Raw genomic sequence first — 12259 nt, forward strand, 5'->3', positions numbered from 1 at the left:
ACAAAAGACCGTTCCAACCCGTCATCCCCCAAACAACGCCAGAAACAGCCTCCCGTCTTCAAGCTGTCCGGTCAACAGACAGTTCGTTCATGTTATATTCTCTAAAATGTCCATATATGCACGCTCGGGCCTGTTGGGCCAAGCACGCAGGTCGTTTTCCGAGGCATTGGTGTGAAGCGGGATCTCCGGTCGCTCCAGCACCTTCAGCAGTTCGGCCTTCCGCCTGTGCAAGCGGGCCAGCAACTGGTCTAGGTCCTTGTAGCGGGTTGGTTGGGTGAAGAGATCGTCGAAGCGTTTGACGAGGATGGGCCTGTCCATCGCCAACGGCCTTTGCTTCCAGAGCTTCAGATCCCGTTAAAGGACCCAGATCCCAGCGCATCTCGGGGTCGAACCAGATCGTCAGCGAGCCCCGGCGCTTGAGCGCGTCGTTATAGGCTGGCCAGTTCGTGGTCTTGTAGGCGGGGGGGTGTGGGTCTCCGCACGCACTTCTGCTACCACGCTGGATTCACAAGATGAATCCCCCCATGAGCTTTGTGCAACAAAGCCGTTTCAAAGAGTCGGCTGCAGATTTCACCTGCGGCAGCGGTCCCGCATCTGCGGCTATTCGCCCAGCCGTTCGAGCAGGCGGCAATAAGCGGTCTGGCCGATACGAAAGCTGGAAAGCCGGAAGAATTCGTTGGGGGCATGCAGGTTTTCGTCGGGCAGGCCGAAAGCAAAGACGGTGGCATGGACCCCAAGCTCGTTCAGCAGCATCGTCATCACCGGGATCGAGCCGCCGGTGCGGGTGATATAGGGGGATTTGCCGTAAACCTCGGTCAGAACCTCGCCCGCGATGGTGCTGGAGTTGTGGCCGGAGGGGACGAGGAAGGGGTCCGCACTTCCTGCGAGCCGGTCGACGCGGGCCCGCAGGCCGTGGGGGATATGGGTTTCGATGTGTGACTTGAGCAGGGCATAGATCGTGTCGGGTTTCTGGTTGGCCACCAGCCGACAGGTGATCTTGGCCCTGGCCTCTGCCGGCAGGACCGTCTTGATACCGTTGCCTTGCCAGCCGCCCCAGATGCCGTTGAGTTCAAAAGTTGGCCGTGCCCAGAGCCGTTCGCGCGTGGTGTAGTTTGGTTCGCCAAAGACATCGGGCACGCCGAGTGCGTCGATATAGGCGGCCTCGTCAAAGGGAATCCGGGCAAAGGCGGCGCGATCCTCGACCGTGAGGTCGATCACGTCGTCATAAAAGCCATCGACGGTGATGCGCCCGTCGGGTCCCTTCATCGAGGCGATGATCTGGCTGAGGCCCTGAATCGGGTTGGCGATGCCGCCGCCCTGTTGGCCGGAATGTTGATCGGAACGCGCGCCGGTGACGGTGACTTCGCAGGCGACCAGCCCCTTGAGGCCGGTGATGAGTTGCGGCTGATCCTCGGCCCATTGGCTGCCATCGGCGGAAAAGATCATGTCGGCCTTGAGCATTGCGCCATGTTCGGTAACGAAAGGGGGCAGATGCGGCGAGCCGATTTCCTCTTGTCCTTCGAAGAAGAATTTGACGTTGACGGGCAGCCGCCCGGTGGTTTTGAGCATCGCCTCTGCGGCGATGATCGGGATGAACATGCCGCCTTTGTCGTCGGATGCCCCGCGCCCAAAGACCTTGTCATCGCGCACGGTCGCGTCAAATGGGGGGCTGTCCCAGAGATCGAAGGGTTCGGCGGGTTGCACGTCGAAATGGCCGTAGATCAGGATCGTCGGTTTGTCCGCCCCGGCGTGGAGCCAGTCGGCATAGACGACCGGATGGCCTGCGGTGGGCATCATCACGATGTTTTCGGCACCGGCGGCGCGCAGCCGGTTCATCACCCATTCGCCCGCGCGCACCACGTCGCCCTTGTGGGCGTCGTCGGCAGAGACGGAGGGAATCCTTACAAAATCAACGAGTTCATCGACGAAACGCGATTGATGCGTGTCGAGATAATCGGTCCAGTTCATTGCAACGCTCCTCAGGCTGCGGGCATCCGCGTTTCGACGAGTTCGGCCCAATAGGAGGCACCGACCGGGATCACCTCATCGTTGAAATTATAGAGCGGGTGGTGGACCTCGGCGCTGTCGCCATTGCCGATCTGGATATAGGCACCGGGGCAGACCTCGAGCATATAGGCGAAATCCTCGCCGCCCATGATCGGCGCGGTGTTGTCGTTGACGGCGGCAGAGCCAGATATTTTGCGCGCGATGTCGGCGGCGATCTGCGTTTCTGCCTCGGCATTGACCATGGAGGGGTAGCCGGGGCTCCATTCGACCTCGGCCCGCCCGCCAAGGGATTGCGCGGTCAGGGTGGCGATGGATATGAGCCGCTCTTCAGCGAGTTTGCGCAGATCGGCGTCAAAAGTGCGCACGGTGCCGCGCAATTCCACCCGCTCGGGGATCACGTTCCACGCCTCGCTTTCTGTGCGGAAGGAGGTGACGGAGACGACGACGGAATCCACGGGGTTGGCGTTGCGCGAGGCGATGGTTTGCAGCGACATGACGATCTGGCTGGCCATGACGGTGGTATCGACATTGGCATGCGGTTGGGCGGCATGCCCGCCTTTGCCGATCACATGAATGGTGAAATTGTCGGTCGCGGCGTAGAATGGCCCCGGTTTTATCGAGAAATGTCCGACGGGCAGGCCGGGGGCATTGTGCATACCGTAGATCTCCTTGATCCCGAAGCGGGTGATCAGCCCGTCCTTGACCATGGCCTCGCCACCGGCGCCGCCTTCTTCGGCTGGTTGAAAGACGACCGCGACGGCGCCGTCGAAATTGCGGGTTTCGGCCAGATATTTGGCCGCCCCCAGCAGCATGGCGGTGTGGCCGTCATGGCCGCAGGCGTGCATTTTGCCGGGGGTTTTGGAGGCATAGGGCAGACCCGTCGCCTCGATGATCGGCAGCGCGTCCATGTCGGCGCGCAGACCAACGACGTGGCCGTGCCGGTCGGATTTGCCCTTGATGATGCCGACGACGCCTGTGCGCCCGATCCCCTCGACCACCTCGTCACAGCCGAATTCGCGCAGTTTGGCCGCGACGATGCCGGAGGTGCGGTGGGTGTCATACATCAGTTCGGGGTTTTCGTGCAGGTCGCGCCGCCATGCGGTGATTTCGGCGTGCATTTCGGCCAGACGGTTCTTGATCGGCATGGTCTCTCTCCCTTGACGGCGTTGGTTCAGGCCTGCAGCACAAGATGGCCGGGGGCCACCTCGCTATAGACCGAAGGTGCGGGCTGATACCCGATTGGAAATATCGGTGAGGTGATCGGCTTGAAGCTCAGATCCTCGGCAAAGCGGCGTTTGCGCGGGTCGGCGATGGGAACGGCGGACAAAAGCTGTTGGGTGTAGGGGTGCTGCGGGCTGTCGAACACCGCCGCGCGCGGCCCGATTTCGACGATGCGCCCGAGATACATGACCCCGACATGGTGTGCCACGCGTTCGACTACGGCCATGTCGTGGCTGATGAAGAGATAGGAGAGGCCAAGGTCGGCCTGCAACTCCATCATCAGGTTGAGCACCTGCGCCTGCACCGAGACGTCGAGCGCTGAGACAGCTTCGTCCGCGACGATGAGTTTGGGGTTGACGGCCAGCGCGCGGGCAATGGCGACGCGTTGCCGCTGGCCACCCGAGAGTTCGTGTGGAAAGCGGTTCATGAAAGCGCGGGGCAGTTGGACCCGGTCGAAAATCCCGGCCACGCGGTCCTTGAGCGCCTGACCGCGCGCCATTCCGAAGTTCAATAGCGGTTCGGCGACCTGATCCTTGAGCCGCCGGTAGGGGTTGAGTGAGGCGAATGGGTCTTGAAACACCATCTGCATGTCGGCGCGGGCGCGGCGCAGGTCGTCGTGGCCGAGTGCGCCGATGTCGCGTCCGCCGATCCAGACTTCGCCGGACTGCGGTTCGATCAGGCGCAGGATGGAGCGACCGCAGGAAGATTTGCCGCAGCCGGATTCGCCCACCAGCGCCAGGGTTTCGCCGACGTTGAGGGTGAAACTGACATCCTCGACGGCGTGGACCTGAGCGACGGTGCGGCGCAGGATGCCGCCCTTGACCGGAAAGCGCGTGGTGAGGTGGCGCACGTCGAGCAGCACTTCGGGTTTGCGGGCGGCGACTGGTGCTGCGGCAGCGGTGGCGGCGCGAGCGGCTTCGTCACCGATCAGGCGCATCCTTTCAGGGGCGGCTTTGCCCTTCATCTCGCCCAGTTTCGGGACGGCGGCGAGCAGCGCCTTGGTGTAATCCTCCTTCGGGTTCTCGAAGATCTCCTCGACGGTGCCCGTCTCGACGATGCGGCCACGGTACATGACGACGACCCGGTCGGCCATCTGGGCCACGACGGCCATGTCATGCGTGATGAAAAGGACGGCCATCCCATTTTCACGTTTGAGCCGGTTGATGAGGGCGAGGATTTCGGCCTGAATTGTCACATCGAGCGCCGTTGTCGGCTCGTCCGCGATGAGCAGGCGTGGTTCGCAGGCCATGGCCATCGCGATCACCACGCGCTGGCGCATGCCGCCGGAAAGCTCGTGCGGGTATTGGCGCAGGCGGCGTTCAGGCTCTGGGATGCGAACGGAGCGGAGCAGGTCGAGCGCGCGGGTGCGGGCGGCGTCGCGGCTGAGGCCCTTGTGCAGGATCAGGCCGTCGGTCAACTGCCGTTCCACGGTGAACACCGGGTTGAGCGAGGTCATCGGCTCCTGAAAGATCATGCCGATCTCGTTGCCGCGAATTTCGCCCATGACCTGCGGGCTGGCGGCGGCGAGATCGAGGATTTGCCCGTCGGGGCGCCGGAAGGAAAGTGATCCGCCAGCGATGGTGCCGCCGCCAAACTCGACCAGCCGCATGAGCGAGAGCGAGGTCACGGATTTGCCCGAGCCGCTTTCGCCGACGACGCAGACGGTTTCGCCGGGGTTGATCGAGAAGGAGACATCCTCGACCCCGATGACCGGGCCGGAATCGGTGGCAAAGGCGACGCGCAGGTGATCGACGGTGACGAGAGCGTTCATTTTGACCTCGGATCAAGGATGTCGCGCAGCACGTCGCCGAACATGTTGAGCCCGAGCACGGTGAGAGCCACCGCGAAGCCCGGCACAAGTGCTGTCCACGGTGCGCGGTCGAGATAGTCGCGCGAGGCCTGAATCATCAGCCCCCAGCTCGCGGCGGGGGGCTGGGTGCCAAGGCCAAGAAAGGATAGCCCGGCCTCGGCCAATATCGCAAAGGCGATGGAGATTGTGGCCTGCACGATCACGGCGGGCATGATGTTGGGCAGGATGTGCCGCCACAGGATCAGCATGTCGGTGGTGCCGGAGGAGCGCGCGGCCTCTACATAAGGCATTTGCGCGACGCGCAATGCCTCGCCCCGCACGATCCGGGCGAGATAGGGGGTGAAGGCGACACCGATGGCGATGATGGTGTTTTGCAGGTTCGGCCCCAGCACGGCAGAGATGGTCAGCGCAAGCAAGAGGGCCGGAAAGGCCAGCAGCGTATCGACAAACCGCATCAGTATATTGTCGGTGAGCCCGCCGAAATAACCCGAGACCATGCCGAGCGGCAGGCCGATCAGGATGCTCATCAACACGGATGTCACCGCGATCTGAAGTGACAGTTGTGTGCCGAGCATGACCCGGATAAAAAGATCGCGCCCGAGTTGATCGGTGCCAAAGGGATGGGACCATGATGGCGGCGCCAGACGCGCGGTCATGTCCATGGCCGTGCCCGCCTCTGGTGGGATGAAGAGCGGCGCAAAGATGCCAATCAGCACGATGCCAATGACAAGGATGAGGCCGATGAGCCCTTTGACGGTGAGAAAGCGTTTCATGTCAGCCCAACCTGATCCGGGGGTCGATGGCCAGATAGAGCAGGTCCACGACGAGATTTGTCAGCATCACCACGGCGGCGATGACAAAGACGCTGGCCTGAATAAGCGGCATGTCCCGGTTGAGCAGCGCCTGATAGGTGAGCCAGCCCATGCCGGTATAGTTGAACAGGCTTTCCATCACGATGATCGAGCCGAAGAGATAACCGACCTGAAGACCTGCGATGGTGATGACCGGTCCGATGGCATTGGCGAGTGCGTAGCGCCAGATCACCGTGCGTTCGGCCAGCCCCTTGGCGCGGGCGACGCGGATGAACTCCTGTCCCAGAATGCCGGTCATGGTGGAGCGGGTCATGCGGGTGAGATGCGCCATGAGGCCGAGCCCGAGCGCGAGGGAGGGCAGGAAGGCATGTTTGATTGCACCGCCCAGATCGACGGCGGGTTCGACGAAGCCGGATGAAGGAAACCAGCCGAGCCAGCGCGCAAAGACGAGGATCATCACGATCCCCCAGAAGAAATCGGGCAGGCTGACGCCGAGAAGGGCTGTCGATGAACTGGCCGTGTCCTGCCATTTGTCGCGGTGGACCGCCGCCCAGACGCCGAGTGGCACGGAGAGTGCCAGTGCTATGGTCATCGACATGACGACGATGATCGCGGAGGCGGTGATCTTTTGCGACAAAAGCTCTGCAATCGGTTTCTTGAAAATCAGGCTGTCACCCCAGTCGCCGGTGAGCATACCGCCGACCCATCGCCCATATTGCATCAGAAGCGGATCGTTGAGACCCAGCGATTGCCGCAACCCTTCGAGTGCTTCGGGGTTGGATTGCGTCCCCATGATCATCATCGCCACATCACCCGGCAGGATGTTGGTGATGGCGAAGGTCACCAATGTGATCAGAAACAGGGTGAGGATGACCGACAAAAGCCGGTTCAGCACATAGGTCATGGGGAACGCTCGTCACAAAGAGATGCCGGCGGGTCAGAAGCGACCCGCCGGAGCGTGTGATCGGGCCCGAATGGGGCCCAGATCAGGCCCAGATCAGGTCCGGGTCAGGCGGACAGCCAGACCTTGTGGAAGTTCAGGTTCGATCCGTTCGGATGCACGACGGTATCAAGACCCATCACGGTTGGCTGTGCCCCGATAGTACCGTTGCGGAACCACAGGACGATGTCATGCGCCTCGTCAAAGATCTGCTGCTGCACCTGCTGATAGACCGCCGCACGTTCTGCATCGCCTACGGTGATGCGCGCACGCTCTGTCAACTCGTCAATGACCGGATCGTTGATCCCACGGTAGTTGAAGGCACCGGTCGAGTTCCAGAGGCTGTAAAAGAGGTAGTCAGGCTCCCACAGAGAGAAGAAGTTCATCATCGTCATCTGGTAATCTTTGTCGACCCAGCACTGGCTGAGCCAATCGGCCCAGGTCAGCTGTTCGATGGTCAGGTTGACGCCTGCCATGCGGAACCATTCGACGAGGATCTGCGCGGTTTCGATGTGGTAGGGGTAGTTGGTCGTGGCCTTGAACACGATATTGAGCGAGCCTTCGGGATAGCCAGCCTCTGCCAGAAGCGCCTTGGCCCCTTCGATGTCCTGCGGCCGTTGCGTGATCGCGGTGTTGTAGGCGGCGCTGGTCGGAAAGCAGGCGCTGGGCGAGGTTGCACCCTGGCCCCAGAGCGCGCCCTGCATCAGCGCCTCTTTGTCGACGATCATGTCAAAGGCGATGCGCACCCGCGAATCCTGGAACGGCTCGAACGTGTGGTTCATGTTGATGAAGTCGAAGTTGAGCGGGAACCATGTCTTGACCTGCAGGCTGGCATCACCTTGCAGTTCGGTGACCCGGTCGAGCGGGATATCGTTGATCATGTGCAGTTCGCCGGTGCGCAGGCCGGTGAGACGCGTCGTGGTTTCGGTGATTTCGCGCGCCAGAACGCCGTCGAGGTAGGCGGGGCCGGCCCAATAATCATCGAAACGCGCCATTTCGACGACGGTGCCGACCTCGTAGCGCACGAATTTGAACGGGCCTGCGCCCATCGGGTTGGTGCCCTGGGTCGGGCCGGAATCGACCGGCATGATAACGCCTGCGCCGTTTTCGGCCAGACGCGACAGGAAGGGTGCGTTGATCGCGCTCATGTTGATGATGACGGTCAGGTCATCGGGGGTGTCGATGCTGGCCACGTTGTTGAACACTTCAAAACTGACCGCGCCGGTGGCCGGGTCCTTGCACCGCTCGAACGAGTATTTCACATCGGCAGAGGTCATGGTGGCGCCGTTGTGGAATTTGACATTGGGCCGCAGTCTGAAGGTGTAGGTGAGGCCATCCCCGGACACTTCAAAGCTTTCGGCGAGGTCGGGGATCACCTTGAGGTCGGCGTCCACCGTCACGATCGCGGAGTGGATGTTTTGCAGCACCCGGCCCGAGGAGGCGGTGCCGGTCTGGTGAATGTCGAGGTTTTGCGTGGTTTCTGAGTGGCCCCAGATCAGGGTGCCGCCGCTGACCGGTGTGTCCTGAGCGGCCAGCATGGATGGCATGGTCGAGCCGAGCATGACCATGCTGCCCATGATGGCGGTGGAATTACGAAGGAAGTCTCTGCGTTTCATATTCTCATTCTCCCTGAAGGTTGACCGGAGGCCGGTCGCGTTACGTCAGTTTCATCTCCGCCCTGAAAGGGGAGCGGGTCGCTCTTGGCTGCTCATTTCGGGAAACCGGGGCGCAGATGCGCCACGGCAAGTTCACGCTCCAACGCCATGCCCAGATTGAGGATCGGCCCTTCGTCAAAGAGCCGGCCCCAGAGGGAAATGCCCTGCGGCACGCTGAATGTCTGACCGGCGGTATCGGCGTCGCCGGTGGTGAGTTTGCCGGAGCCGAGCGAGGCGGGGCTGCGGGTGCCCAATTCCACGAATCCGCTGCGCAGATGCAGACAGGGGTGGCCGGTAAAGTTGGAGGCGATCAGCATCGGGCCGGTCATGAAGGGCCCGATCAGCGCATCGACCTGCTGGAAAAGCCCGTCGAGCGCCTGCATCACGACATAGCGCAGCCGGTCAAGCTGCACATGATCGACAGCGGACAGGAAGCGCGCCTTGCGCATCGTGTTGGGCCAGGCGCCGTCTTCTTGCCAGGTCAGTGTGTCGTCCAGATTGTTCAGGGTCAGATCCTCGAAGCTGGCGGCGGCCTCGGCGTAGAGGATGTTCATCAGCGCGCCGTAGGGCAGGTCGGGCAGCGCGACCTCTACCACCTCGATCCCGAGGCGGCGCGCGGCGGCGAGGGCCGCGTGATCGACGGCTGTGGCCCCTTCACCAAAGGCGGCAGGAAGGTAGCCGAGCCGCAGACCGCTGATATCTTTGCCTGCATCAAAGACGAAGGGGGCAGCGATGCTGAACCGGTCATTGATGTCGCCGCCGTTCAGGGCAGCGAGGATGATGGCGGTATCTTCTACCGAGCGGCAGATCGGCCCAACTTTGTCGAGCGAATTGGACAGTGCCATGGCCCCGGCCCGGCTGATCCGGCCAAAGGTGGGCCGCAGCCCGGTGGTGCCGCAGCGCTGGCTGGGCGACGTGATCGATCCCAGGGTTTCGGTGCCGATGGCAAAGGCGCAGAGTCCGCCGGCGGTGGCGCTGGCCGAGCCTGCGCTGGAACCGCTCGACCCTTCGTTCAGGTTCCAGGGGTTGCGCGTCACACCGCCATACCAGATGTCGTTATAGGCCAGCGCGCCGACCGTGGTCTTGCCCAGCAGCACGGCACCTTTGGCGCGCAAGAGCCGCACGATGGTGGCGTCCTGATCCGGCATCCGGTCGCGGAACGGCTCTGCCCCCCAGCCGGTGACGATGCCTTTGGTATCAAACAGATCCTTGACGCCGTAGGGGATGCCGTGAAGTGGGCCGAGGTTGACGCCTACCTGCGTCAGCGCATCGGCGGCATCGGCCTCTGCCAATGCGAGGTCTGGGGTGACGGTGGCCCAGCATTCGAGTTTTGGCCCCAAAATCGCGATCCGGTCGAGGTAGATCTGCGTGAGCCGGCGACTGGTCAATGTACCGCTCGCGATCCAATGTGCGAGGTGGGTGACGGGGGCGAAGGCGATATCCTCGTCATTGTCAGGCAGGGCCGCGGTGACGGGGGAAAGTTTCAGCGCATTGGCACCATGCGGCAAGGCAAAACCGGGCAGGCGTGGGTCGAACCTGCTGGCCATCGGTACGGTATTGGCCAGCGGCACCGCGCGCCGTTCCAGCGCCTGACCGATCTGGCCCTGCAGATTGTCCAGCATCTGGGCGCGTTCGCTTTCAGTGTAAGTGACGCCCATCAATCGCTCTGCTGCGGCGATCTGGGCGAGGGTGATGTCGGTCATGTCGGGGCCTCTTCTGGAAAATGCGTGCCGATGATCCGTTGCAGGTTGCGCGCGAGAGTGGTCAGATGCGCGCGCATCGCGGCCTCTGCTCCAGCGGCGTCACCGGCCTCGATCCGGTCGATGATTGCATGATGTTCGCTGTCGCTGACCTGCAGCGTTTCGACGCTGCGCGCCTTTGACCGCAGGCCGCGCCAGTTTTCGTTGCCCCTGATCTCGTCGATCATCGAGAATGCGGTGAGCAGGGGTTTGTTGTCGGCAGTGCGGGCGATCATCTTGTGCAGGGCGCCATCCCAAAGCTCGAACGAGACGGTATCTGCGGCGCTCAAGGTCCGTGCGGCGAGGTTGCGCATGCGGGCGATGTCGGCGGGCAGCGCGCGGGCCGCGCACATGGCGGCAAGTGCTGGTTCGATGCAAAGCCGGGCCTCCATCACTTCGAGAATGGTGGTTTCGCCGACAATTTCGGCTGCGAGGACCTGGGTCGGATCGGGGGGCAATCCTGCGAAAGTGCCTTTGCCCTGCCGCCGCCAGATCAACCCTTCGGCCTCGAGCACATCGAGTGCGCGGCGCACGGTGCGCCGCCCGGCGCGGGTCATCTGGCACATTTCGCGCTCTGGTGGCAGGCGGCCATCCGGACCCAGCGCCCCGTTTTCGATCATCGCCCGCAAACGCGCCTGTACCTCGGCGATGCTCTCACTGGCGGCTTGGTCGAGGACGGAACGGGCGGGAGGGGTCATCGAACGAACCATTCATGGATTGGTGCAATCAAGTTAATCCGGATTTTTCATCTGTCAAGAATCATTTGGACTTGGTCGGCGCCGGAACCGATTAAGGCTAAGTTAGGCGAGTGCCAGTTGAAATCTTGCACGTTCGAGAAACAATCGGGGGGCCATCGTGCCCGAAACAACGGCATATCAGGAAGCGGTGCATCGCATGTGGCGTGCAGGCGCGGGACTGGCGGAGATGGATTCGCAATTCTGGAGCAGGATCAATCGTCTAATGGAGCAAACGCAAATCAACTGTTCCAAGCATGCAGCGCGTGACGTACACGCCTCGACGAAATCGCAAACGCTGTTTTTCGCTAGGCTTCGAGAAGTCATTGATGTGAGTGGTCATTGCTCCGGCGCCGATCCGGAAACCGCCATGCTCTGGCGTGATTGTGCGCAGGCCGGGCAGGTGTTTGATCAGCCGCCGTCTTCACCAAGGGCCTGAACGGATACGCGTGTGACAAGTCACGCATGACAAGCATAGGACACGGATAAGATGACGAATTTTAACATTGGCGTGGACATTTCCAAATCCCATCTGGATGTGTTTCGGCTGGAAGACGGTGCGGCGCAACGCTTCGATAATTCGGCTGCGGGATTTCGCGATTTGGCCAGATGGCTGGGTAAATCGCCGGTGGCGCGGGTCGTGTTCGAACGGACGGGGGCGTATCACACGGCCTTCGAGGCGAAGCTTGGTGTGACGTTCCCCTTGGTCAAGGTCAACCCGCTGCAAGCGCGCCGGTTCGCCGAGGCGCATGGCACGAGGGCCAAGACCGATGCAGTGGATGCCCGGATTTTGGCGCGCATGGGAGCCGCATTCGACCTTGAGGTGCAAGCAGATGGTGAAACTGGTGGGGGTCGAGTTCCATTACTGCGGCTTATGGTCCGCCAAAGCAATTGCAGTAGCTCTTTGCGGACTGACCCTGCAAGATGCTGCGAGACGGAGGAGTGACCAATGCCCGAGAGTGACCGCGTTGCAGCCTTGCGCAGTGTCGAACTGGTTGTGCCGGACCTCGACCCTGCGGTCGATTTCCTCACCCGGGCCTGGGGATTGTCGCAGCTTGATGTGCGGGGTGAGACGGTTTTTCTGCATGGCACCGGCAAGGATCACCACTGCGTGGCCCTGTCGCGTGGCGATGCGCCGGGCATTTCCGGCATGACCTTGGGGTCTGATGCCGGAGGGGGCAGGATCGTATCATAAGGGCTTCAACGGCGTTTCGGCCACCTGTACTCGCCGGTGAGCAGGATGTGTGCCCATCCGAGGGGCGAGATGTGCGCCATGAGGTCGGGTGAGCAATCCAGACCGGCGCGTCGGCGGCTGGCGACGGCATGGCCGAGATGCTTGGT

General features: G+C 62.2%; 13 protein-coding genes. 3 read left to right on the forward strand and 10 right to left on the reverse strand.

Annotated elements, in window-relative coordinates:
• Positions 1-87: 87 nt before the first annotated feature.
• The 9 genes from Q7J44_RS21280 to Q7J44_RS21320 all read right to left on the reverse strand — a co-directional run bounded on the left by Q7J44_RS21280 (position 88) and on the right by Q7J44_RS21320 (position 10882).
• Positions 88-318: a transposase gene (locus Q7J44_RS21280; protein ID WP_304883091.1), complete on the reverse strand. Its 231-nt coding sequence runs from the start codon at positions 316-318 to the stop codon at positions 88-90.
• Positions 319-600: 282 nt separating this feature from the next.
• Positions 601-1968 (reverse strand): dipeptidase, encoded by a 1368-nt coding sequence (locus tag Q7J44_RS21285; protein ID WP_304883092.1) that lies wholly within the window; start codon positions 1966-1968, stop codon positions 601-603.
• Between the two features lie 11 nt (positions 1969-1979).
• Positions 1980-3152 carry a M20 aminoacylase family protein gene (locus tag Q7J44_RS21290; protein WP_304883093.1) on the reverse strand — a complete coding sequence of 391 codons (1173 nt, stop codon included), beginning with the start codon at positions 3150-3152 and terminating at the stop codon, positions 1980-1982.
• A 26-nt stretch (positions 3153-3178) separates the two neighbouring features.
• Positions 3179-4999 (reverse strand): ABC transporter ATP-binding protein, encoded by a 1821-nt coding sequence (locus Q7J44_RS21295; RefSeq protein ID WP_304883094.1) that lies wholly within the window; start codon positions 4997-4999, stop codon positions 3179-3181.
• Entirely contained in the window at positions 4996-5811 is an 816-nt protein-coding gene (locus Q7J44_RS21300; RefSeq protein WP_304883095.1) for an ABC transporter permease, read from the reverse strand. The genes Q7J44_RS21295 and Q7J44_RS21300 overlap by 4 nt, the downstream gene beginning before the upstream one ends.
• A 1-nt stretch (position 5812) precedes the next feature.
• Positions 5813-6754 carry an ABC transporter permease gene (locus Q7J44_RS21305; RefSeq protein WP_304883096.1) on the reverse strand — a complete coding sequence of 314 codons (942 nt, stop codon included), beginning with the start codon at positions 6752-6754 and terminating at the stop codon, positions 5813-5815.
• Between the two features lie 104 nt (positions 6755-6858).
• Positions 6859-8406 carry an ABC transporter substrate-binding protein gene (locus Q7J44_RS21310; RefSeq protein ID WP_304883097.1) on the reverse strand — a complete coding sequence of 516 codons (1548 nt, stop codon included), beginning with the start codon at positions 8404-8406 and terminating at the stop codon, positions 6859-6861.
• A 92-nt stretch (positions 8407-8498) separates the two neighbouring features.
• Complete coding sequence (locus Q7J44_RS21315; protein ID WP_304883098.1) at positions 8499-10148, reverse strand: amidase; 1650 nt, start codon at positions 10146-10148, stop codon at positions 8499-8501.
• Positions 10145-10882, reverse strand: a complete 738-nt coding sequence (locus tag Q7J44_RS21320; protein ID WP_304883099.1) for a FadR/GntR family transcriptional regulator — start codon at positions 10880-10882, stop codon at positions 10145-10147. The genes Q7J44_RS21315 and Q7J44_RS21320 overlap by 4 nt, the downstream gene beginning before the upstream one ends.
• A 157-nt stretch (positions 10883-11039) precedes the next feature.
• Between Q7J44_RS21320 and Q7J44_RS21325 the strand changes: the two genes are divergently transcribed.
• Genes Q7J44_RS21325 through Q7J44_RS21335 form a run of 3 tightly spaced genes read left to right on the forward strand, consistent with a single transcriptional unit; the run spans position 11040 to position 12113 of the window.
• Positions 11040-11357, forward strand: coding sequence for a hypothetical protein (locus Q7J44_RS21325; protein ID WP_304883100.1), 318 nt, complete (start codon positions 11040-11042; stop codon positions 11355-11357).
• A gap of 51 nt (positions 11358-11408) precedes the next feature.
• The gene (locus Q7J44_RS21330; protein ID WP_370693054.1) at positions 11409-11864 is read left to right on the forward strand and encodes a transposase; all 456 of its coding nucleotides are present in this window, start codon (positions 11409-11411) and stop codon (positions 11862-11864) included.
• A 3-nt stretch (positions 11865-11867) separates the two neighbouring features.
• Positions 11868-12113 carry a hypothetical protein gene (locus Q7J44_RS21335; protein WP_304883101.1) on the forward strand — a complete coding sequence of 82 codons (246 nt, stop codon included), beginning with the start codon at positions 11868-11870 and terminating at the stop codon, positions 12111-12113.
• Between the two features lie 5 nt (positions 12114-12118).
• On the opposite strand, the gene Q7J44_RS23380 is transcribed toward Q7J44_RS21335, so the two are convergent.
• On the reverse strand, positions 12119-12259 hold a 141-nt coding region (locus Q7J44_RS23380), incomplete at its 5' end, for a Tn3 family transposase (protein ID WP_370693055.1).

Origin of the sequence: Pseudotabrizicola sp., assembly GCF_030656345.1 — a bacterium.
Lineage (GTDB): Bacteria > Pseudomonadota > Alphaproteobacteria > Rhodobacterales > Rhodobacteraceae > Pseudotabrizicola.